We start from the raw sequence: 22694 nt of genomic DNA, 5'->3' as shown, positions 1-22694 counted from the left end.
ATGAACTATCGCCACGTCTTCCACGCCGGCAACGCCGCCGATGTCATGAAACATGCCGTGCTTGCCTGGCTGCTGGACCGGCTGCGGGCCAAGCCCGCCCCCTTCTTCGTGCTGGATACACATGCCGGCATCGGACGCTATGATCTTGACGACCAGGCCGCACGGCGGACAGGGGAGGCGGTGCGCGGTATCCGCCGTGTGCTGTCCCGGCCGGTGGATGGCCTGCCGGACTGCCTGTCGCCCTATCTGGAAACGATCCGGTCGCTGAACGCCGAGGGTGGGGATGGCGACCCCATCCGGCATTATCCAGGCTCTCCCTGGCTGGCACGATCGCTGATGCGGCCGGACGACCGGCTGCTGCTGGCGGAACTGCATGCCGACGATGTGCGCACGCTGCGGGCATTGTTCCAGGGCGACCGGCAGGTAAGCGTCCACCATATGGATGGCTGGCTGTCGCTGAAGGCCCACCTGCCACCGCGGGAACGCCGCGGCCTGGTCGTCATCGATCCGCCCTTCGAAGCGCCGGACGAATATGAGCGCATGGTCGCCGCCCTTGCCATCGCGCACCGCCGCTGGGCCACGGGACAATACCTGCTGTGGTATCCCGTAAAGGACCGCGCCACGGTGTGGCGTTTTCACCAGATGCTGGAGGATACGGGCATCCCCCGCATGCTGGCGGCAGAGCTTTGCTGGTCCGACGACGACCGGTCCGACCGGCTGAACGGGTCCGGCCTGATCCTGGTCAATCCGCCCTGGAAGACGCAAGAGACCCTGTCCACGATGCTGCCCGCCCTGCAAAAGGCATTGGATGCCGGCATCGGCCCCGTCGGCTGCCACTGGATCCGGGGAGAGGATGGCAGCACCGCTCTTTGATGCGGGTGTGCTTGTTTTCGCGCCTTCATCTTTTGGTCACGCTTGCCATCTTGCAGCGCACACTGGCTTAGGTCACAGTACGAAAGTGTGATGGCGTATCCGAACGGGCGATAGCCTTTCGTAGGGGCGCGCCGGATGCCGCATCGGGGGACAGGGGGACTGGAATGGTGCATATGCCGCGTCGGCCATTCATGGCGGAAATCCAGATGGCCAAGCGAACCGGCAGCGCCCGCAACGGGGCGGAGGTGCGGGACGGCGCCGTGACGGCGGCCGTTTCATCCGCCGCCCTGCCCCCGCCGCCGCCCGTCATGAATGTCAGCGTGGACAATGCCGAGGTGCTGGCCGCCATTTCCGCCCTGGGGGGAAAGCTGGACCGCTTCCTGACGGTCGACCACACCCATATCGAACAAATCCAGGTCGAAATCGCCGATATCGCCGGCCGCATCAAGGCGACAAAGGTTGAAATGGCCGCCCTGCGGCATCCCCTGGCGCACGAGGACACGTTCCAGGAGGCGAGCGAGCAATTGTCAGCCGTGGTGCGCGCCACAGAGGCGGCGACCAACATCATCATTTCCGCCGCCGAAGAGGTGGAGGACATCGTCAATGAAGTGCGGTCTCAACTGCCCGAAGGGTATCAGAGCAGCCGGCTGAAAGATTTGAACGACGTCACCCTGCGCATTTTCGAGGCCTGCAATTTCCAGGATCTGACGGGGCAGCGCATCACCAAGGTGGTACAGGCGCTGGCCTTCATCGAGGAACGGATCGACAGCATGATGTCCGTCTGGAACAGCAAGGAATTCGAGGCGCTGCCCCTGCCGCCCAGCATCGCCAAGCATGATGATGGCCTGGCCCTGCACGGGCCGATGGATGGGCAGGCCAGCGTTTCGCAGGCCGATATCGACGCCCTGTTCGACTGATCCCATATCCGGTGATCGAAGCCGATCACCGGACCTGTTGTCCGGCACTGCCATCCGGCGGCCCGGCAGGGTGGACTGTGTCAGGCGACGTTGCGCCGGACCATGTCCTCCAGCCTGGATGTCCGCATGTAAAGCCCATGGCTGCGTTGCAGCAGCGAGCGCAAGGCGGGCGGCAGGGCCAGATTGTCCGGTCCCGACGGGTCGGAACAGATATGGCCGCCTGACAGGGCGTAATCGTCCCCCACGGCCTGCTCCTGGGTCAGTTCCCCTGCATGCACGGCTTTCTGGGCCAATATCCACGCCATGACCTGTGTCAGCCGGCTGGTGACCCGCATCGACTCATAAGAGGCCTGAAGACGAACGGCGGGCGGCAGGCTGCGCTGGTCCGCCGCCTCCTGATAGGCCACGTAGTTGCGGGCCTCCAGCAGCAGGCTCATGGTCTCATCATAGGTTCTGTTGAAGAAGGCTGTCGGTCCGTTCACCCGCGACTCCTTCCCGGCGCCGGCACGATCGCCTGGATGCGCCTGCGACACCGGCAAAGTGTAAGGGCATTTGCCGCCGTTTGACAATCGGTGCCGGTCGCCTCCTTGGGGGTGCCCCACCCCTACCAATGTGCAGGGGAACTTTTTGCGTCTCCCCCTCTTGAAGGGCGGAAGCCCGGTTCTTACGTCAATGGCGTGGAGGCGGCGCCCGATGACGGGGTCGCGGATATCCACGAAGCCAAGGGGCCGGCCGATGACGGGGGCCCCGAGACCCAACGTATCGCTCCTGGAGGATACCAATGCGTAGCTATGACCTGTCGCCGCTTTTCCGTTCCACCGTCGGTTTCGACCGCATGACGCGCCTTCTGGAGAATGCGCTGAACGGGGAAGATAATGGCAGCAACGCCTATCCCCCCTACAATATCGAAAAGCGTGGCGAGGATCAGTACCGCGTCACCATGGCCGTGGCCGGTTTCAGCGAAAGCGATATCGAGATCACGGCACACCCCAATCTGCTGATCGTCCAGGGCAAGGCCAAGGAGACGGAAGGGACAACCTTCCTGCATCGTGGCATCGCCGGCCGCGCGTTCGAGCGCCGCTTCCAGCTTGCCGACCATATCCGGGTGACCAACGCCATACTGGAGAATGGTTTGTTGCACATCGAGCTGGTGCGTGAAGTGCCGGAAACCCTGAAGCCGCGTTCCATCCAGATCGCAACCTCCACGCCCAAGACCTCGCTGCCCACGCGCGACGCGGCGTAACCGCGATTATCTTGAAACGCTGAAATTAAAAGAGGGCCGCTACGATGGCGGCCCTCTATTTTTTACCCATTTCCCTGAAGCCCCGCCCGTTCAACCCTGCCGAACGAACAAGCCGAAAGTAGGAGCCCGGGCTCCAGGGGTCAACCGGCAACAGACGTTAAAGAACCATGGACGCAAAGAAAACGTCATGATTGTTGCCGAATTAACGCACCCTCATCCAGCCTTCGCATAACCGGCCTGCTTCAGGGCCGTGCCGATCTCGTCCAGGGTGGCGGGATCATCGATGGTGGCTGGCATCTTCCAGGCTTCGCTATCGGCGATCTTCTGCATCGTGCCGCGCAGGATCTTGCCGGAGCGGGTCTTCGGCAGCCGTTCCACGACCAGCGCCTGCTTGAAGGCGGCCACGGGTCCGATCTCGTCGCGCACCTTCTTGACGATTTCGGCCAGAATCTCGGCATGCGGCCGGTCGACCCCCCGCTTCAGGACGATGAAACCCAGCGGAAGCTGGCCCTTCAGCGCATCGGCCACGCCGATCACGGCGCATTCCGCCACGTCGGAATGACCGGACAGGACCTCTTCCATCGCGCCCGTCGACAGACGGTGGCCGGCGACATTGATGATATCGTCGGTACGGGCCATGACGAAAATATAGCCGTCATCATCGATGAATCCGGCATCCGACGTCTGATAATAGCCGGGAAAATCGGCCAGATAGCTCTTGAAGAATTGCTCCCGCGCATTCCACAAGGTGGGCAGCGTGCCGGGCGGCAGCGGCAGCCTGGCCACGATGGCGCCGATGTCGCCGCGCTTTACCGGGGTTCCGTCAGCCGCCAGGACCCGGATGTCCCACCCCGGCAATGGAACAGCAGTACTGCCGTATTTCACCTTCAGCAGATCAAGCCCCAGCGGATTGCCCGCGATGGGCCAGCCTGTCTCCGTCTGCCACCAATGGTCGATCACAGGCACCTTCAGGTGCGTTTCGGCCCAGTTCAACGTATCGGGATCGGAACGTTCGCCGGCCAGGAACAGGGCCCGCAGGGTGGAGATGTCGTGATTGGCGATCAACTCGGCGTTCGGGTCCTCCCGCTTGATGGCGCGAAAGGCGGTCGGGGCCGTGAACAGCGTCACGACCTTATGTTCCTCGATGACCCGCCAGAAGGCGGCCGCGTCCGGCGTGCCGACGGGCTTGCCTTCATAGACAAGGGTCGTGCAGCCCTGCAGAAGCGGACCATAGACGATATAGGAATGGCCGACGACCCAGCCGACATCGCTGGCCGTCCAGAACACCTCCCCCGGTTTCAGGCCATAGAAATGCTCCATGGTCCATTTCAGCGCGACGGCATAGCCGCCCGTATCACGAACCACGCCCTTGGGCTGGCCCGTCGTGCCGGACGTGTAGAGGATGTAGAGCGGGTCGGTGGCCTCCACCATCACGCAATCGGCCGGCCGGGCCGCCTCCATGGCCTGGCCCCAGTCCAGATCACGGCCGGGGGTCAGGGCCGCATGAGCCTGCGGACGCTGGAAAATGATGCAATGCGCAGGTTTATGATGCGCCTGATCGATGGCGGCATCCAGCATGGGCTTATAAGGCAGGATCTTGCTGCCTTCGATCCCGCAACTGGCCGACATGATGACCTTCGGCGTGGCGTCATTGATGCGCGTGGCCAGTTCATGCGGCGCGAATCCGCCGAATACCACGGAATGCACGGCCCCGATGCGGGCACATGCCAGCATGGCGGCCACCGCCTCGGGGATCATGGGCATGTAGATGATGACCCTGTCGCCCTGTGTCACCCCCTGGTCACGCAGCGCACCGGCCAGCCGTGCAACCTGATCCAGCAGCTCCGCATAGGTGATGAAGCGCTTGCTGTCGGACACCGGACTGTCATGGATCAGCGCCACCTGCGCACCGCGACCGGCGGCAACATGCCGGTCAAGCGCGTTATGGCAAATATTCAACCGTCCCCCCCGATACCACCGATAGAAAGGCTTATCACTTTCGTCCAGTATGGTTGTCGGGAAGCGATCCCATTCGATGGCTTCCGCAGCATCCCGCCAGAATTCCACAGGATCGGCCATGGACTGATTGTAGATCGACTGATAGCGCCCGGTCATGTCGTCCCCTCCCCGCTTCATGCACCGGAGCCGCGGGATGAAACGGCCGGCACATACGTTTGCTCTGATTTCGACCCTGTTGGAACGGGACATCAATGATTATGTCTGCCGCTTCACACTAATCAGCAAGAACAGCCGCCAGCTTTCATCCCCGACCTTGGTCTGCGACATTTGCAACCAGCCATCACGAGTAGCCGTCTCCATGATCGTTGACAGCCGACATATCCAGTTCTCGCCAGAGGCCATCCGGGCGGCGGTGAAGACCTATCGTGAACTGTTCCCGCAAAAGCAGCCGCCGGGCCTGCTGGGTCCCATCCTGATCCGCAGTGACAATCCCCTGATCCTCGGGGTGAAGATCCAGGCCATGGGCTCCAGCGTCTATCGCGAGATCGAGATGGAGGAAGCCGAAGTGGCGGCCGTGCTGATCATCTATTGCCGCAAGATGAAGATCCCGCTGCCACGGGCCGCGGAAAAATCGATGGAGGTCGATGGCGACCGTATCGCCTTGATCGTGTCGAAGGCCATGCAGGTTGTGGCCTAAGCGGGTTCCTCCAGATCGGCCCACACATGGGCGGGCTCGGAGCAGCTGCAAACCATGGAGTTTAACAGTCCTGGCGGGGCCCGCCTACCGGTCGGCCTGCCGGTTCACGACGGCGGAAACGGGCGCCAGCACGATCCCGCGGTCACGCAGGCCGACCGCCCAATCCGACAGGCGTTCCACACTGACGGGATAGGTGGCCTCGGCAAAGCCCACGGCCACACCATTGGCCTTGGCCAGTTGCTCGAGTTGAGCCAGTTGGGCGTCGATGCCGATGACGGACGGCACCCGGTCGATCTGAAGGTCGCTGATCACGCGCGGCAGGGACAGTTCCTTGGCCACGGCACTGCCCTTGCTGCCTGCAACCTGCCAGAGGTCGACATAAAGCAAGCCGCGGCGATGCACCTGCTGGAGCAGCCCGCGCACATTGTCACGCTGGGTCAGGAAGGCCGTGCCGCTGTCCGTCCTGGATGTCACGCCGACATAACCCGTGAAGGCGGCCATGCTGGCCTCAAGCCGCCTTGTATTCTCCTCATCCGACAGGTTGGTCAACAATGTGTTGGGACCGGGATCGTTGGCGGGATAGCCCGCCGGCTGCAAAGGCACGGCCAGCAGCACCTCGTGCCCCTTCGCACGCACATCATCGACACGGGCCTGCAGATCCTGTCCGGATGGGGGAAACGCGAAGGTGACAGCGCTGGGCAGCCGGTCGATGGCCGCCTGCGTCGCCGCATGCGACAGGCCCAGGCCGGTCAGGATGATGGCGATGCGCGGACGCTGGTCTTCCTGCGGGAAGGGCCGGGCGTAATATTGCCAGGCCGTCGTGCCATCGGGCGCCACACGGGGCACACGGCCAACGCGCAGCCGTTCAACCAGCATGTCGTTGCGCGAGGGGGTCAGGGTGACAGGCATGTCCACAGGGTCCAGCGGCGCCTCCTCCACCGGGGCCGCCGTGGCGGGCGGGGCGAAACGGGGGCTTCCGTCCGGCAACAGAATCACGATCCGGCTGCCCAGGCCGCGGGCAGCATCCAGCCGGGCCACCGTTTCCGGCCCCTTCACGGCCAGCACAACCGCCACGCCTGCCATGGCCAGCACCAGCAGCAGGGCGGCGATGGCCGGTGGTGATGGACGGGCCCGCCGCGCCGGGCCTTTGGCCTTGCGCCCGTTCCCACCCGTCTCCTCCTCCGTCTCCAGACCCAGCAGCGACAACTCACTGCTGTCGGAGAAGGGGTTGCCGGCCTTGCCCTTGCCGCGGCCACCGCGCGGCTTCACCCTGTCCCAGAACCGCTGACCCGCCTTGCCCGGCACAGACCGGTGATCCGCCTCGTCCCCCTTGGCGTCAGCATCCGCGCCCGCCGTGGCACCACCGCGGCGCACACCGAAGCGCGAGGCCAGCACGGCTGCACTGCCGCCACCGGTTCCCGCCGTGGCACCTGCCTTGGACTTGTTTTTTCTTGTGAACGGAAACAGGGGCACGGCCGGGGATGCTTATCGTCAGTTGGTATGTTTCGCCTGGGAGAAGAGGGCAACACCACGCAGCAGGTCAAGTGCGCGGGAAAGCTGGTAATCGACGGGCTCCGGCGCGGGCGGCTGGGCCGTCGGCGTGGTGGAGGGCGTCACGTTGGCACCGGGGTCGGCGGGCGCGTTCGGCACCGGCGGGGAGGCCGGCGCGGGTGCCGCCGGCGTGCCCGGACGGGTGCCGCCCTGGTCGGTATTGCGCAAGGCATTGGGCAGGTCGGCCTCGCGCCGGCGCTGGGCCGCCTGGGCCAGTTCCTCAACCTTGGCGGGCTGCACCTCGATGTCCGGGGAGATACCCAATTGCTGGATCGACTTGCCCGAAGGGGTGTAGTACCGCGCCGTGGTCAGCCGCATGGCGCTTTGCTGCCCCTGGAGCGGAATGACGGTCTGCACCGACCCCTTGCCGAAGCTCTGGGTGCCCAGGATGATGGCACGCTTGTGATCCTGCAGCGCACCGGCCACGATTTCCGATGCCGATGCCGACCCGCCATTGATCAGCACCACGATGGGCAGCCCGTCCGCGGAATCGCCGGGCTTGGCAGTGTAACGGTCACCCTCCTTGCCGCCGCGTCCGCGGGTGGAAACGATCAGCCGCCCCTTTTCAAGGAAAGTGTCGGACACGGAAACCGCCTGATCCAGCAGGCCGCCGGGATTGTTGCGCAAGTCCAGCACATAGCCGATCAGCTTCGGCCCCAACTGTTCCTTCAACCTGGCGATGGCCCGGTCCAGACCCGGCTGGGTCTGCTCGTTGAAGCTGGAGATGCGGATATAGCCGATATTGTCCTCGGCCCGGAACCGCACGGACTGAACCTTGATATTGGCACGGGTCAGGTTCAACTGGATCGGCTCGGCCACATTGTCGCGGCGGATGGTGATGCGGATGTCGCTGCCCACGGGGCCGCGCATCTTCTCCACCGCCTCGTTCAGCGACAGGCCCACGATCTGTTCATCGTTCAGATGGGTGATATAGTCGCCCGGCTGCACCCCGGCGCGGGCCGCGGGCGTCTCATCCATGGGGGAGATGACCTTGACGAAGCCGTTCTCCGACGTGACCTCGATCCCCAGGCCGCCGAACTCACCCCGGGTCTGCACCCGCATATCCGCGAAGTTCTTCTTGTTGAGATAGGAGGAGTGCGGGTCGAGCGAGGTCAGCATGCCGTCGATGGCCGCCTCGATAAGCTGCTCGTCCGTCACCTCCTCCACATATTCGGAGCGCACGCGCTCGAACACGTCGGCGAACAGGTCGAGCTGCTTGTAGGTTTCGGACTTCAGCGGCTGGCGGGCGGCGGCGGGGGAAACCACCAGTGCGGGAGCGGTGAAGGCCAGAAGGGCCGCGATGGCGGCGGAGGAGAACAGCTTGCTCATCATCAACCTTGTCCCTTGCCGTCGGAGGCTGCAAGGCCGCGGGCGGGGTTGACCGGCTGACCACCGCGCCGCAGCTCATAATACAATGTCGGGCTCGAACCACCCGACAGAAGGCCCACCGGCTCCCCTCCCAGCACGCGCTGGCCGACCTGGGCGTCGATACGCCCCAATCCGGACAGCAGGGAATGATATCCGTTGGCGTGTTCAAGGATCAAGAGAAGCCCGTACCCCTTGAACGGCCCCGCGAACATCACCGCGCCATCGGCCGGCGCCACCACCGCGGCACCGGCCCGGCCGCGATAGGTCAGGCCCCGGCTGGTGGCCCCGACATCGTCGGTCTGACCATAGCGGGTCACGACCTGACCGCCGACGGGGGCCACCATGCCGCCCAGGATGGCGCCGGATTGTGGTTCCGGTGGGGCACGTTTCAGGCCGGCGATGCGGTCGCGGGCGCGTTTCTCCCGTTCGGCCTCTGCCTGGGCCTGGCGGCGACGCTCCGCCTCCGCCTTGCGCGCGGCCGCGGCCTTGCGCTCCGCCTCCAGCTTCTCGATCAGCTCCTTCAGGTCGCCGGCGCGTTCCGCCAGGGCGGTGGCGCGCGCGGCCACGCGCGTGCGCTCCGCATCCGTGCCGCGTGACACCTGCTCCCGCCGGGCCACCAGGGCCGCCAGGTCCTTCTGCCGCAATGCCAGGCTTTCCGCGGCCCGCGCCGTCTTTTCCCGCTGCTGGGCCAGTTTCTGCCGCAGGTCAACCAGGGCCTGCAACTCGCGCGACAGCGCATCGGCCCGTGTCTTCAGCTCAGGCACGGCGGACCGCAGCAGCAGCGCGCTCTTCACCGTGTCGCTGGGCGATTGCGGGGCGGCGATCATCGCATCGGGCGGCAGACGCGACAGGCGCTGCAGCGCCCCCAGCAATTCCGCCAGCGCCGCGCGGTCAGCCTCGATCCGCTCCAGCCTCTCCTTCTCCTCGCTCCCCAGTTCGCCCAGTGCGGTTTCCAGCCGCGCCAGTTCATCGGACTGGGCGCGTTGCTGTTGGGCGGCTTCCACGGCGCGGGCCCGCAGGTCGGCCAGTTCCTTCTCCAGCGCCTCTGCCCTGGCATCCAGTTCGGCGCGGGCCTTGTCGGCCTGCTGCAGGTCGCGCTCCACCTGTTGCAACTGCCGGGCCGGATCGGCGGCACGCTGCTGCGCCGATGCCGGAAGCACCAGCAGGGCCGGCAGCATCAAGGAGAGCAGAAGGGTCCGACGCGGTGCCAATGGGCGCCCATTTCCGTATGTATGCCAAGGCTCCAGAAGGGTGGAGACGACCGCCCCTCCAGGCCAACCCCTTGATAGAACATCGCTGACGCGGCTGTCATCCGGTTTGCGATAGCCTTTTGGCGGATCAACCCTCCGGGCCGGCCGGCGGGTGGAGCAGCCAGTCGCGCAACGGGGCCCAGATGCGGGCCTTCGCGCCACCGCTGACGATCATGCCGATATGGCCCAGGCTCGGTTGCCAAACGGTGGCTCCCGGCAGGGCCGTGCCCAGCGCGCGTGCCGCCGCCGGAGGCACGATCCGGTCACGGGCGGGCACGATGACAAGGGACGGACAGGCCAGCGACTGCGGCCTGACCGGCATGTCCGCGATGCGCCATTCCCCCCGGCCCGGCGTATTCTCGCCATACCATCCCGTCAGGCATTCCCGCGCGATGGCCGCCGGCAGGCTGACGCCATCATTGAGCCAGTCCTCCAGTGCCACGAAATCGTCCGCTTCGTCCCCGGCCATGTCCATGGTGCCGAAGCGGCTGAACTTCTTCAGAGCCAGCAACGGGTCCAGCGTGGCAAACAGGGTCTGCACCCCATCCACCGGCAATTCACCCAGCAGGCGCATCACGGGATCGAAAGGCGTGACCAGGGCAGCCGTGCGCTGGGCCGCGGCGGCATCGTCGGCGTGAAAGTCCCACGGGGCCGCCATGGCCACATAGGCCGACACCAGGTCCGGCCGGCGCAGGGCGGCGCCAAGCGCCAGAAGCCCGCCCATGCAATAGCCGGCCAGTGTGACGGGCCCGCCGACGCGCGCGCATGTCACCTCCAGCGCGCGCACCAGCCGCCCCGCCACCACGTCCGACATGGTGAAGCCGCGCTCCGCCGCCTGCGGATAGCCCCATTCCAGAAGAAACGGGCGGATGCCGCCCCCGCCTTCGCTGTCGCCGCCGCCTTCGCCGGCCAGCCAGCGCAGCAGGCTTTTCCGCCAGGACAGGTCCAGTATATAGCCGCGGTTGATCAGCGACGGCACGAACAGGACCGGCCGGCCCCGGGCGCCCATCTCCAGCAAGCGGGTGGCCCCCTCCTGCCAGACGGTCGGCGCGTCCTCGATATCCCGCTGATAGGGATGGTGGCGATAGCGTTCGACCCCTTTCAGGAAGGCGTCGATTCGCCAACGCATGCCACGATCCACGGCATTGCTGAACGGCGCCAGCCGTTCAGTCGGCAGCGGGCCGTCGGGCAGGCTTGCGGCGGCGCCCAGGCTTTGCAGCAGGTCGCGCCGCAGTGCCGCCGCCCTCTCCCTCAGGCTGGGGTGCCAGTGCGGCCAGTTCGCGTTCAAGAGCGGCAATGCGGCCGGAGAGCTGAGCAAGATCGCCAGCCCCGTCCCCAGATGCAGCCCCAGCGGGCGCGGTCCCTGGCGCAGCGGCGGCGGGCCTGCCGGTTCCGCGCGCGTCCTGCCGTTCGTCATGGCTTTGCGTCCCCTGTGCCGCGGCCGCGCCGGGCCAAAGCGATTTCATCATGTCCAGCCACGGATTGCCGGCCTTGGCCGATCCCAGGGCCTGCTCCAGCATGCCGTTGAAGGTGATCGCCGTCTGGCCGAAAGCCGTCATGGTGCGGGCCATGCTGTCGGCCACGGCGGGGTCGGCGCACAGTGCCGCCCATTGGTCCTGCCACAGGTCCAGATAGCGCCGGGCCAGTTCATCCATGCCGGGCGGTTCCTTGGGTTCGCTCACCTTGCCCCTCACCTTGCCGTCGACGCCGGGCTCCGGCGGTTTCCGGCGGCCGTCGGACCGGCCGCACTCCATGCAGCATAATCAAACCGGTACGTCCGCCAAACAATAGTTACGTATTATGCGTGCGGCGTTGCGGAACGCTTGCGCTGCGACCGCGTAATGACGTACTCCTTGATATAACGATCCGCAGCATCGACCGGGGGAAACGTCGCCAAATGGCTGAAAAAGAAGACACCAAGCCCGCGCCGGTGACCATCAAGAAGTACGCTAACCGCCGGCTGTACAATACCGCCACCAGCTCCTATGTCACGCTGGACCATCTGTGCCAGATGGTGAAGGACGGCACGGACTTCGTGGTCTATGACGCCAAGAGCGGCGACGACATCACACGATCGGTCCTGACGCAGATCATCGTGGAGGAGGAATTGAAGGGCCAGAACCTGCTGCCCATCCCCTTCCTGCGGCAGTTGATCAGCTTTTACGGCGACAATATGCAGTGGCTGGTGCCGCGCTATCTCGAACATTCGATGAAGTCCTTCACGGGCAACCAGGACAAGATGCGCGAATATTTCCAGAATACGTTCGGGAGCATGTTTCCCTTCGGCGGATTCGAGGAGATGAGCAAGCAGAACATCGCCCTGTTCGAGCGGGCCATGCGCATGTTCAGCCCCTTCAATGGCGACATGCCGGTCACCCCGGCGGAAGCCCCTGCACCCGAAGCCGGCAAGGCGAAACCCGACGACAAGTTCTCCGAGCTGCAAAAGCGGCTGGACGAGCTGCAGAGCCAGATGGAGAACCTGACACGGCGCAAGGACTGACCCATCCGCCCCGTCGTCTCCGGTCTGCCCCCGTCATGTCCTTGATATACCGAAGAAGGTGCCCCCTGTGCCGGCAGGGGCACCGCTGGGATTTCCATGCAAACGTCCTGCGCCAATGTTTGCCGCCCCAGTGTCTGCCGCCCCAGCCTCTTCGCCCTTCTGGCATCTCTGGGTGATTCGCGGAGATGGCACGCCAATCCTGGCCGGCACGCATGAAATTCCGCCGGGCGGACCTGCGTCCCCTGCCATTGCGCATCGCCGACGGCTGCCTATAATCCCGCGCTTTCCGGGATCACCCGTGCGAGAGCGACAGGGAGCTGGCAGCCGTGACAACCTCATCCGCCCCCGAAAGCCAGGGAACGCCGGTTCCCGTCGGCATCATCATGGGCAGCCAGTCCGACTGGGTTACCATGAAGCACGCCGCCACCGTGCTGACCGACCTGGGCGTGCCGTTTGAAACCCGCATCGTTTCAGCCCACCGCACGCCGCAGCGGCTTTATGATTACGCGACCAGCGCCAAGGCACGCGGGCTGAAGGTCATCATCGCCGGTGCCGGCGGCGCGGCGCACCTGCCGGGCATGGCCGCATCCATGACCTGCCTGCCCGTGCTGGGCGTGCCGGTGGAAAGCCATGCGCTGAAGGGCCAGGACAGTCTTTTGTCCATCGTGCAGATGCCCGGCGGCGTGCCCGTCGGTACGCTGGCCATCGGCAAGGCCGGGGCCATCAATGCCGGTTTGCTGGCCGCCTCCATCCTGGCCCTGTCGGATGAACGGCTGGATACAGCCCTGACCGCCTGGCGGCAGCGGCAGACGGACGCGGTGGCCGCAGCCCCCGTGGACGATCCGGCCTGATGCCGCACCGGCCGGCCCCTGATGTTCCCTGACGTGAAGGACAACCCACCCATGACCGCGATTCCGCCCGGCTCCGTCATCGGTATCCTGGGTGCCGGCCAGTTGGGCCGCATGACGGCGCTGGCCGCCGCCAATCTGGGTTACCGGGTGCATGTCTTCGCACCGGAGAGCATGGACAGTTCATGTGGGCAGGTGGTCGCCTATCACACGCAGGCGGGGTGGCACGACCTGCGGGCACTCGCCCGCTTCGCCGACGATGTCGATGTCATCACCCTGGAATGGGAGAATGTGCCGACCTATGCCGTGGAGTTCCTGGCCAGGCACGTCCATGTGCATCCCGGCGCCAATGTCCTGGCCGTCGCCCAGGACCGGCTGGCGGAAAAAAGCTTCGCCAACAAGCTGGGGATAGGCACGGCCCCCTTCCGTGGTGTGCGCAACCCGGCGGAACTGGCCCTGGCCATGGCGGAGATCGGGACTGCCGCCATTCTCAAATCAACCCGCATGGGCTATGACGGCAAGGGGCAGATCCGCCTGAACCCGGGGGATGAATTGTCGGGCGCCTTCGATGCCATCGGCAGCGATGATGCCATCCTTGAAGGTTTCGTGGATTTCGAACTGGAAATATCCGTCGTCACGGCGCGCAAGGCCGACGGCACGCTGGCCTCCTTCCCGCCGGTACAGAACAGCCACAAGGCCGGCATCCTGGATACGACCAGGGTCCCCGCCGCCATCACACCTGCCGTCGCCACGGAGGCCGTGCGCATCGCGGAAACCCTGGCAACCGCACTTCAGGTGGTCGGTCTTCTGGCCGTGGAGATGTTTGTGACGCGCGATGGCCGCGTGCTGGTCAATGAAATGGCTCCCCGGCCGCATAATTCCGGTCACTGGTCCATCGATTTCGCCGAAACAAGCCAGTTCGAGCAGCTTATCCGCGCCATCTGCAACCTGCCGCTGGGTTCCACAGGCATCATGCGGCCCTGTGTGATGACCAACCTGATCGGGCATGATGTCGACCAATGGCAGGCCCTGTTGGGCGAGCCCGGCAGCCGCCTGCATCTTTATGGCAAGGGCGAAGCCCGATCGGGTCGCAAGATGGGCCACGTGACCCGGCCGGTCTGACCCGCCGTTTTTCCCGCATCTGCCGCAAGTCATCAATCCGCGCCCTTCGCCTGCCATGAACCGCCGGGGCCGCGCCGCGCCCACACCCTGTCTGTGATGCAGCGCACAATCATGCGCTGCAATAGCAGCCATGCGCTTGCATCTGCTATTCGCAGACGCAGCAAGAATTTGGAATGCATTTGCGGCTCAGCTTGCCATGCTATGGTCCAGATCGGGGTTCAGGTGGAGGGTTCCATGGAAACGGGCCGTATGGGTCGGGCTGCCTTGCTGGCGGCCGGGCTGACGGGACTGTTGGCGTTGACGGGTTGTGGCCGTGGGGGCCAGGATCCGCAGGCAGCGGCGCAGGCGCCGCAGGTTGTCGTCAGCCAGCCCGTCAAGAAAAACGTCAAGGAATGGGATGAATATACAGGGCGCTTCGCCGCCGTGGAGGGGGTGGAGATCCGGGCCCGGGTCAGCGGCTATCTGACGGCCGTCAGTTTCCAGGATGGCCAGATCGTGTTCAAGGGCGATCCGCTGTTCGTGATCGACCCCCGCCCCTATCAGGCGGTCGTGGACATGGCACGCGCCGGTGTGGCCCAGGCCCGGTCATCGGTGCAACTGGCCCAGCGGGAATTGGACCGTGCCCAGGATCTGCGGCGGACGCAGGCCGTATCGCAATCCGTGCTGGACACCCGATCGCAACAGCTGCAGAACGCCCAGGCTGCCCTGCTGTCGGCAGAGGCGCAACAGCGCGCCGCCGAACTCGACCTTGAATTCACCACGGTGCGCGCACCCGTGACGGGCCGCGTCTCGAACCGGCGGGTCTCGGTCGGCAATCTGGTCAGCGGCGGAACCGCGCAATCCACCCTGCTGACCACGATCGTCTCGCTGGACCCGATCCATTTCTATTTCGATACCGACCAGGCCTCCTATCTGCGCTATACACGCCTGAACAGCATGGGCGAGCGGACAAGCAGCCGGGACGGCGCCACGCCCGTGGAACTGGCCCTTCCCGACGAACAGGGCTTCACCCACAAGGGCCGCATCGACTTCCTGGACAATCGCATCGATGACGGCACGGGCACCATCCGGACCCGCGCCGTATTCGACAATCCCGACATGCTGCTGACCCCCGGCCTGTTCGGGCGGCTGCGGCTGGTCGGCCGCCCCGATTACGAAGGATTGCTGATCCCCGACGGTGCGATCGGCACCGACCAGAACCGACGCTTCGTGCTGGTCGTCGACCCGGAAAACAAGGTGGTCTACCGGACGGTGACGACGGGACCGCTTGTGGACGGGCTGCGGGTCATCCGCGACGGGCTGTCGGCCAATGATCGCGTGATCACGGCCGGCCTGCAGCGCGTGCGCCCCGGTGCCACCGTCACACCCATGGAACAGCCGGTCCAGGGCGCCGCCCCGGCCCAGGGGGCACAACCATGAAGATCGGCCGTTTCTTCATCGACCGGCCGGTCTTCGCCATCGTCCTGTCGATCATCATCATCGCCGTCGGCACCATCTCGTACCTGACACTGCCCGTCTCGCAATATCCGGAGGTGGTGCCGCCCACCGTCACGGTGACGGCACGCTATCCCGGTGCCAATGCCGAAACAGTGGCGAATACCGTCGCCGCCCCGATCGAGCAGGAGGTGAACGGGGTTGAAGGCATGCTCTACATGTCCTCCAACTCGACCAGCGACGGTCAGATGAACCTGACCATCACCTTCAATCTGGGCACCAACCTGGACGAAGCGCAGGTTCTGGTACAGAACCGCGTCGCCATCGCCGAGGCAAGACTGCCGGAGGAGGTGCGGCGCAACGGCGTGGTGACGCGCAAGGATTCGCCTGACCTGATGCTGGTGGTCCATCTGCTGTCGCCCGACAACACCTATGACCAGCTCTATATCTCCAACTATGCCCTGCTGCGCGTGCGCGACGTGCTCAGCCGCGTGGAGGGTGTGGGCAACATCAACCTGTTCGGGGCGCGCGACTATTCCATGCGCGCCTGGCTGGACCCGCAGAAGATCGCCTCCCTTGGCATGTCGGCGGGCGAGGTGGTGGCCGCCATCCAGCAGCAGAATGTGCAGGTGGCCGGTGGCAGCCTCGGCCAGCCACCGCTGGACACGCCGCGCGACTACCAGCTCAATATCACGCTGCAGGGGCGGCTGACGCAGCCGCAGGAGTTCGAGAACATCATCGTCAAGCATGGCGACGATGGCCGGCTGGTCCGGTTGAAGGATGTGGCGCGGGTGGAACTGGGCGCGCGCGACTACATCACCAATTCCTTCCTGGACGGCAAGCCGGCCGTGGTGCTGGCCGTGTCGCAGCTTCCCGGCTCCAACGCCCTGGAGACGGCGGCCCGGCTGAAACAGACGGTGGAGACGCTGAGCCGGGATTTCCCGCCGGGTCTTGAATACCGCATCGTCTACGATACGACCCAGTTCATCGCGGAGAGCATCAACGAACTGATCAAGACCATCGTGGAGGCCATGGCCCTGGTGGTGCTGGTCGTTCTGCTGTTCCTGCAACGGTGGCGGGCGGCCATCATTCCCGTTCTGGCCATTCCGGTATCACTGATCGGCACCTTCGCCATCATGTCGATGTTGGGGTTTTCCATCAACAACCTGACCCTGTTCGGGCTGGTGCTGGCCGTCGGCATCGTGGTGGATGACGCCATCGTCGTGGTGGAGAATGTGGAGCGTAACCTGGCGCTGGGCCATTCGCCCATCGAAAGCGCGCGCATCACCATGGATGAGGTGGGCGGCGCGCTGGTTTCCATCGCCCTTGTGCTGTCCGCCGTGTTCATCCCGACTGCCTTCATCGAAGGCATCCAGGGTGAGTTTTATCGACAGTTCGCCGTCACCATCGCCACGGCCACCATCATTTCAGCCTTCAATTCCCTGACCTTGTCACCGGCATTGTGCGCCCGGCTGCTGAAGGCCCATACGCCGGGGCACCAGGCGGCCACCGCGCGGCTGGCCGTGGTGTCAGGCCTGCTGGACCGTTTCTTCGCGGCGTTCAACCGGCTGTTCGACCGGCTGGCCGATGCCTATGCCGGGCTTGTCACGCGGGTGACGCGGACCACACCGGTCATGCTGGCAGTCTACATATTGCTGATCGCAGCCACGGGCTTCGTTTTCACCCGCATCCCGTCGGGCTTCATCCCGCAGCAGGATCAGGGCTATCTGATCATCGCCGTCCAGACGCCGGAAGGCACGTCGCTGACCAATACCACCGATGTTGTGCAGAAGGTGGCGGCGATCGCACGCGAAACGCCGGGCATCGCACATACGGTACAGTTCGCGGGCTTTTCCGGCGCCACCCGCACCATCGCCCCCAATGCCGGCGCCATCTTCACCCCCATGGTCCCGTTCGAGGAACGCAAGGCCAATGGCTGGACCGCCAACAGCATCCTGCAGGAATTGCAGAAGCGGGTCTTCATGGCGGTGCCGGAGGCTCAGGTATTCGTCGTGCCACCACCGCCCATCCGGGGGCTGGGTACATCGGGCGGGTTCACCCTGCGTGTGCAGGATCTGGCCGGCAACGGACCGGCGGCCCTGGAACAGGCCACATGGGCGCTGGCCCAGGCCGGCAACCAGGTGCCCGGCCTGACCAGCGTCTTCACGCCGTTCAGTGCCCGCGCACCGCAAATCTACCTGGATGTCGACCGCGCCAAGGCGCAGATGCTGGGTGTGCCGGTGACCAGCGTGTTCCAGACGCTGGCCATCTATCTGGGGTCGGCCTATGTGAACGACACGAACCTGTTCGGCCGCACCTTCCAGGTGACGGCGCAGGCCGATGGGCCGTTCCGGCTGGATCCGGAGAATATCGGCAAGCTGCAGACGCGCAACGACCAGGGCCAGATGGTGCCCCTGGGGTCCTTCGTGGATTTCAACTTCATCACCGGCCCCAACCGCGTCCTTCGCTACAACCTGTTCCCGGCGGCGGAGCTGCAGGGCAACAACCTGCCGGGCGTCAGTTCCGGCACGGCCATGGCCGCCATGGAACAGGCGGCAGCCACGGCCCTGCCCGCCGGATTCAAGGCCGAATGGACGGATCTGTCATATCAGGAGAAGAATACCGGCAATTCGGCACTCTACATCTTCCCGCTCTGCGTCTTCTTCGTCTTCCTTGTCCTGGCCGCCCAGTATGAAAGCTGGTCGCTGCCCTTCGCCATCCTTCTGATCGTGCCCATGTGCCTGCTGTCGGCCGTGGGCGGCCTGATGATGCGCGGCATGGACAACAACATCCTTGCCCAGATCGGGTTCGTCGTGCTGGTGGGGCTGGCATCGAAGAATGCCATCCTGATCGTGGAATTCGCCCGGCAACTGGAGGCGGAAGGCCGAGACCGCTATGATGCGGTGATCGAGGCGTGCCGCCTGCGCCTGCGTCCCATCCTGATGACGTCCTTCGCCTTCATCCTGGGCGTGGTTCCCTTGATGATCGCCAGCGGTGCCGGCGCAGAAATGCGCCAGAGCCTGGGCACGGCCGTCTTCTTCGGCATGCTGGGGGTCACCTTCTTCGGCCTGCTTTTCACGCCCGTCTTCTATGTCGTCATCCGCCGGTTCGTAAGCGGAAGCCACAGGCAGCCGGACCCGGCCTGATCCGGCCCGGCACCAACGGCGCCGGCGTCACGTGGCCGCCGGCGCCGGGAACCGCTGTGCCATCCAGTCGCGCCAGTGGCCTTCCAGCGATGCGGCACGCTCGGCCGCGTCGTTGCCATAGGCAAAGCGGACAACGCTGACACTCACATGGTCGCTGCGTTGATAGACGCCGCACATCATGATGCCGGGCCCCGGCTCCGACAGGCGCAGGACGAGGTAACGCTGCCCCTTCTCCTGCACCACCTTCTCGATCACCCCGGCCAGCGTCTCCGGCCCTGCGGGCCCCGCCCTTTCCTCCCCCACCAGGGGATTGTCCAAACCGGTGGCGGACAAAAGGTCCCGCCAGCTTTCCAGCGTGGACAATGTGGTGGGAACCATAGCCATGAAACCGGCACCGGGAAGACCGGGGAAATATTCCAGATAAAGCCGCAGCGCGGCGAAGAAGCAGGGCCAGCCGCTTTCAAAGCCTTCCAGTTGGTCGTCCCAATCGTCGCCGCTGGCAAACAGGGAATGGACCATGCGCACCTGACACAGCCCGCCGGATCGGGCCACGATGGAAATCTCGGTCGCCACCGGCGGGGCGTTCTCCATCCAATCCCGCTCCACATAGCCGAACCGGTGGGGCGGCTGCCACAGTGTCACCTCACCATTGGTGGAGACCTCCTGGCCGAAATCGAAACGGAAACGTCCGCCTTCACGCTCTTCGATCTCCGCACGCATGAACCAGGCGGCATTGCCGGGCCCCGTCGCCATGGCCTGCCACACCTGTTCGGGGGTGCCAGGGGTCAGAAACTCCATCTCCACCCAGCGTTTGCCGCTGTCATCCTTCTTGATCGGCATCGGGGGCTCCTTTCCTTTCGTCAGGCGCGGGATAGGCCGCAACAACCAACCGGTGCGGCCGGCCGCCCGGCGCGGTGTCGTCGTGATAGCGGCCCGCCAGTGTCGCCACGCAGGCCGCCAGATCCTTGCTGAAGGCCGCACGGTCGGCCGCAGAACGGAACCGGATGATGGTATCGATGGAAAGCGTGGCCAGCCGCCGGTCCGACAGGCGCGCCCGCGTCCAGAGCTGGCCTACCTCCCGCACGATGCGCGCCGCCAGCGCCACCAGATATGACGCGGACATCCGATCGGCCGCACGCTCCGGGTCGGCCGCCAGCGGGCCCAGCGCCGCCGGGGAAACGATGTAGCTGGCGGCCGTCGCCACCATGATACGTTCCGTCAGCCCGCCCCATTGCCGTTCCTCCACCGGCCTTACCAGCCCCTCCACCTCCAGCGCGCGCAGATGGTAATTCACCTTCTGCCGCGGCAGGCCCAGGCGGCCGGCAAGGGACGCGGCCGATGACGGCACCGCCAGTTCGGCCAGGATACGGCCCTTCACCGGGTCCAGGGCAAGACAGGCCGCCACGGGGCGATCAAGGATTTCCACGTCGAGCATGAGCGCATGATGCCTTGACAAAAAAATTTGTCAAGGCACTCGGTCGTCAGCCGCGATGTGTTCGTTGGTACCGGACAGGTGGCGCCGGACAGGCCGGGGTGAATGCTGGCACCCACCGGCGCGGACAGCCAGCCCTTGACCTGTTCCCGGTCGCCCCTTACCCATCTGTCCTGATGCCTGCGCCTACAGGCGGGATGGAAGCGACGGCAAACTTTCGCGGTGGAGCGGATCAATGGCGGGTGCCCAGACAAAGATGGAACAATTGGCCGTCCCAGGTGCAGATTGCGGTCTGTGCCCACGGCTGGCCGCGTTCCGGGAGCGCAATCGCGCCACCTTTCCGGCCTATCACAACGCCCCCGTCCCCGCCTTCGGCACGCTGGCCGGACGATTGCTGATCGTGGGGCTGGCCCCCGGCCTGCACGGGGCGAACCAGACGGGTCGCCCCTTCACCGGCGATTATGCCGGCGACCTGCTCTATGACACGCTGGTCCGATACGGGTTCGCCCGCGGCCGGTACGACCGCCGGCCCGACGATGGGCTGGAACTTGTTGAATGCCGCCTGACCAACGCGGCCCGATGCGTACCGCCGGAGAACAAGCCGACACCAGCAGAGGTGGCGACATGCCGCCAGTTCCTGACCGCGGAAATCGCGGCGATGGAACAGTTGCGGGCCATCGTGGTGCTGGGCACGGTTTCCCACGCCAGCACGGTGACAGCACTGGGCCGCCGGCCGGCGCATTTCGCCTTCGCCCATGGCGCCCGCCATGAGGTGAAGCAAGGCGTCACCCTTTTCGACAGCTATCATTGCTCCCGCTACAACACCAATACCGGCCGGTTGACGGCGGGGATGTTCCAGGCGGTCTTCGCCGCCGTGCGGGAGCATTTGGACACAATCGGCTGACAGGACAGCCGGCCCCTGCCATCAGAATTTAAGGGCGCGCGTCACGCCACCAGGGCGGCGCCAACCACGAACCATGCATACATGGTACCGAAGAAGCCCGTGATGGCCAGGAAATCGCGGACGAAAGCAGCGCGGTTCATTTGAGCCTCCGTTGTTCTGATGACCGCACTCTGACAGAACAAAAAAAGAACATCAAGCCTGTTGTTCCTTTTTTGTTCGCATGACGCCGTGGCATTTCCATGACCTGTGCGCATGGCGACGGCCGAGCGCCCAGCCAACGGCCAAGCCCTTGCCGCACGGCACCCCCGCCCGGACAGACAGTTGACGCCTGCGCGGATGACGATCATCTATGGACCAGCCGTTACCGTCCGTGGCAGGGCTTCCCCGTACCGGGGCCTGAAGCGGACCGGCTTCAGCAGATTGTCCCGTGGGGCCGGTCGGCCCTTGTGATTTCGGAAGAACGCAGCACCATGCCCATCAGGATTCCCAACAACCTGCCCGCCCGGTCCGTCCTGGAGCAGGAGGGCGTGATGGTGATGGACGAACAGCGGGCCGTGCGCCAGGACATCCGGCCGATGCGCATCGCCATCGTGAACCTGATGCCCCTGAAGGTCCCGACAGAGACGCAATTGGCCCGCGTGCTGGGCGCCGGACCCTTGCAGGTCGACGTGACGCTTGTCACCACGGGCAGCTATGTGCCCAAAAACACCTCGGCGGAACATATGGCCGCCTTCTACAAATCCTGGGAGGAAGTGCGGGAGGAACGGTTCGACGGGCTGGTCGTGACCGGCGCGCCCGTGGAAACACTGCCATTTGAGGATGTAAAGTACTGGCCCGAGTTGCAGGAGATCATGAACTGGGCCCGGACCAACGTCTATCAGAGCCTGTTCATCTGCTGGGGCGCCCAGGCGGCTCTCTACCATTATTATGGCGTGCCGAAATACCCGCTGCCGGCAAAGGCCTTCGGCATCTTCCCCCACCGCGTGCTCAATCGCACCAGCCGGCTGCTGCGTGGTTTCGACGACATGGTGCAGGTGCCCGTTTCACGGCATACGGAGGTGCGGCGCGCCGATGTGGAGCGTTGCCCGCAACTGGAGATTCTGCTGGAAGCGGACGAGACGGGCGTGTGCCTGGTCCATGACCGGGAAACGGGCGACAGCTTCATGTTCAACCATCTTGAATATGACGATTGCACCCTGCGCGACGAATATCGCCGCGATGTCGGGGAGGGCCGGCAGATCGCCCCACCGGCGCATTACTTCCCCGACGATGATCCGGAGAAGATGCCAGCCAACCGCTGGCGCAGCCATGCGTTCCTGTTCTTCGGCAACTGGCTGAACGACCTGTACCAGGGCACGCCCTACGATCTGGCGGACCTGGACCGCACCGTCAGCCGGTCAGGCGACCGGGCCGCCTGACCGGCTGCGCCGCCTATTGGGGGTGAGGCGGG

The 22694-nt window shown here is 65.2% G+C and carries 20 protein-coding genes; 11 read left to right on the top strand and 9 right to left on the bottom strand.

The features are described from left to right. Together ABC728_RS21915 and ABC728_RS21910 are read left to right on the top strand one after the other, a co-directional pair. Window positions 1–873 (top strand): 23S rRNA (adenine(2030)-N(6))-methyltransferase RlmJ, encoded by an 873-nt coding sequence (locus ABC728_RS21915; RefSeq protein ID WP_416617300.1) that lies wholly within the window; start codon window positions 1–3, stop codon window positions 871–873. Between the two features lie 206 nt (window positions 874–1079). Continuing rightward, entirely contained in the window at window positions 1080–1790 is a 711-nt protein-coding gene (locus tag ABC728_RS21910) for a protein phosphatase CheZ (RefSeq protein WP_416617301.1), read from the top strand. An 80-nt stretch (window positions 1791–1870) separates the two neighbouring features. On the opposite strand, the gene ABC728_RS21905 is transcribed toward ABC728_RS21910, so the two are convergent. Then, entirely contained in the window at window positions 1871–2272 is a 402-nt protein-coding gene (locus tag ABC728_RS21905) for a DUF1465 family protein (RefSeq protein ID WP_416617302.1), read from the bottom strand. 299 nt (window positions 2273–2571) lie between these two features. Here ABC728_RS21905 and ABC728_RS21900 point away from each other — a divergent pair, with 299 nt between their 5' ends. Then, window positions 2572–3033: an Hsp20 family protein gene (locus ABC728_RS21900; RefSeq protein WP_416617303.1), complete on the top strand. Its 462-nt coding sequence runs from the start codon at window positions 2572–2574 to the stop codon at window positions 3031–3033. Window positions 3034–3246: 213 nt separating this feature from the next. Here the strand turns inward: ABC728_RS21900 and ABC728_RS21895 are convergent, their stop codons facing one another. Then, a complete protein-coding gene (locus ABC728_RS21895) occupies window positions 3247–5148 on the bottom strand; it encodes a propionyl-CoA synthetase (protein WP_445376499.1) in 1902 nt (633 codons plus the stop codon). Between the two features lie 202 nt (window positions 5149–5350). Here ABC728_RS21895 and ABC728_RS21890 point away from each other — a divergent pair, with 202 nt between their 5' ends. Continuing rightward, complete coding sequence (locus ABC728_RS21890) at window positions 5351–5689, top strand: hypothetical protein (protein WP_416617305.1); 339 nt, start codon at window positions 5351–5353, stop codon at window positions 5687–5689. An 84-nt stretch (window positions 5690–5773) separates the two neighbouring features. Here the strand turns inward: ABC728_RS21890 and ABC728_RS21885 are convergent, their stop codons facing one another. From ABC728_RS21885 to ABC728_RS21865, 5 genes are all read right to left on the bottom strand, one after another. Beyond that, the gene (locus ABC728_RS21885; RefSeq protein WP_416617306.1) at window positions 5774–7162 is read right to left on the bottom strand and encodes a divergent polysaccharide deacetylase family protein; all 1389 of its coding nucleotides are present in this window, start codon (window positions 7160–7162) and stop codon (window positions 5774–5776) included. Window positions 7163–7180: 18 nt separating this feature from the next. Continuing rightward, complete coding sequence (locus ABC728_RS21880; RefSeq protein WP_445376661.1) at window positions 7181–8569, bottom strand: S41 family peptidase; 1389 nt, start codon at window positions 8567–8569, stop codon at window positions 7181–7183. 2 nt (window positions 8570–8571) lie between these two features. Further along, entirely contained in the window at window positions 8572–9819 is a 1248-nt protein-coding gene (locus tag ABC728_RS21875) for a murein hydrolase activator EnvC family protein (protein ID WP_416617308.1), read from the bottom strand. A 127-nt stretch (window positions 9820–9946) separates the two neighbouring features. Beyond that, window positions 9947–10987 (bottom strand): alpha/beta fold hydrolase, encoded by a 1041-nt coding sequence (locus tag ABC728_RS21870; RefSeq protein WP_416617309.1) that lies wholly within the window; start codon window positions 10985–10987, stop codon window positions 9947–9949. A 37-nt stretch (window positions 10988–11024) separates the two neighbouring features. Then, window positions 11025–11540: a hypothetical protein gene (locus ABC728_RS21865; protein ID WP_416617310.1), complete on the bottom strand. Its 516-nt coding sequence runs from the start codon at window positions 11538–11540 to the stop codon at window positions 11025–11027. 215 nt (window positions 11541–11755) lie between these two features. Between ABC728_RS21865 and phaR the strand changes: the two genes are divergently transcribed. From phaR to ABC728_RS21840, 5 genes are all read left to right on the top strand, one after another. Continuing rightward, window positions 11756–12358 carry a polyhydroxyalkanoate synthesis repressor PhaR gene (phaR, locus tag ABC728_RS21860; RefSeq protein ID WP_445376498.1) on the top strand — a complete coding sequence of 201 codons (603 nt, stop codon included), beginning with the start codon at window positions 11756–11758 and terminating at the stop codon, window positions 12356–12358. 383 nt (window positions 12359–12741) lie between these two features. Further along, complete coding sequence (purE, locus tag ABC728_RS21855) at window positions 12742–13209, top strand: 5-(carboxyamino)imidazole ribonucleotide mutase (RefSeq protein WP_416617626.1); 468 nt, start codon at window positions 12742–12744, stop codon at window positions 13207–13209. Window positions 13210–13260: 51 nt separating this feature from the next. Beyond that, on the top strand, window positions 13261–14328 hold the full coding sequence (locus ABC728_RS21850; protein WP_416617312.1) for a 5-(carboxyamino)imidazole ribonucleotide synthase: 1068 nt from the start codon (window positions 13261–13263) through the stop codon (window positions 14326–14328). 234 nt (window positions 14329–14562) lie between these two features. Then, window positions 14563–15747 (top strand): efflux RND transporter periplasmic adaptor subunit, encoded by a 1185-nt coding sequence (locus ABC728_RS21845; RefSeq protein ID WP_416617313.1) that lies wholly within the window; start codon window positions 14563–14565, stop codon window positions 15745–15747. Further along, window positions 15744–18908, top strand: a complete 3165-nt coding sequence (locus ABC728_RS21840; protein WP_416617314.1) for an efflux RND transporter permease subunit — start codon at window positions 15744–15746, stop codon at window positions 18906–18908. Before ABC728_RS21845 ends, ABC728_RS21840 begins: the two co-directional genes overlap by 4 nt. 27 nt (window positions 18909–18935) lie before the next feature. Here the strand turns inward: ABC728_RS21840 and ABC728_RS21835 are convergent, their stop codons facing one another. Then, complete coding sequence (locus ABC728_RS21835) at window positions 18936–19748, bottom strand: SRPBCC family protein (protein ID WP_416617315.1); 813 nt, start codon at window positions 19746–19748, stop codon at window positions 18936–18938. Further along, window positions 19729–20343 carry an ArsR/SmtB family transcription factor gene (locus tag ABC728_RS21830; RefSeq protein WP_416617316.1) on the bottom strand — a complete coding sequence of 205 codons (615 nt, stop codon included), beginning with the start codon at window positions 20341–20343 and terminating at the stop codon, window positions 19729–19731. Before ABC728_RS21830 ends, ABC728_RS21835 begins: the two co-directional genes overlap by 20 nt. Before the next feature lie 232 nt (window positions 20344–20575). On the opposite strand from ABC728_RS21830, the gene ABC728_RS21825 reads away from it, so the two are divergent. After that, on the top strand, window positions 20576–21244 hold the full coding sequence (locus ABC728_RS21825; RefSeq protein ID WP_416617317.1) for a uracil-DNA glycosylase: 669 nt from the start codon (window positions 20576–20578) through the stop codon (window positions 21242–21244). A gap of 470 nt (window positions 21245–21714) precedes the next feature. Beyond that, window positions 21715–22662 (top strand): homoserine O-succinyltransferase, encoded by a 948-nt coding sequence (locus tag ABC728_RS21820; protein ID WP_416617318.1) that lies wholly within the window; start codon window positions 21715–21717, stop codon window positions 22660–22662. Window positions 22663–22694 lie beyond the last annotated feature (32 nt).

Source organism: Niveispirillum fermenti, assembly GCF_052474395.1.
This window is presented reverse-complemented; position numbering and strand designations above follow the sequence as displayed.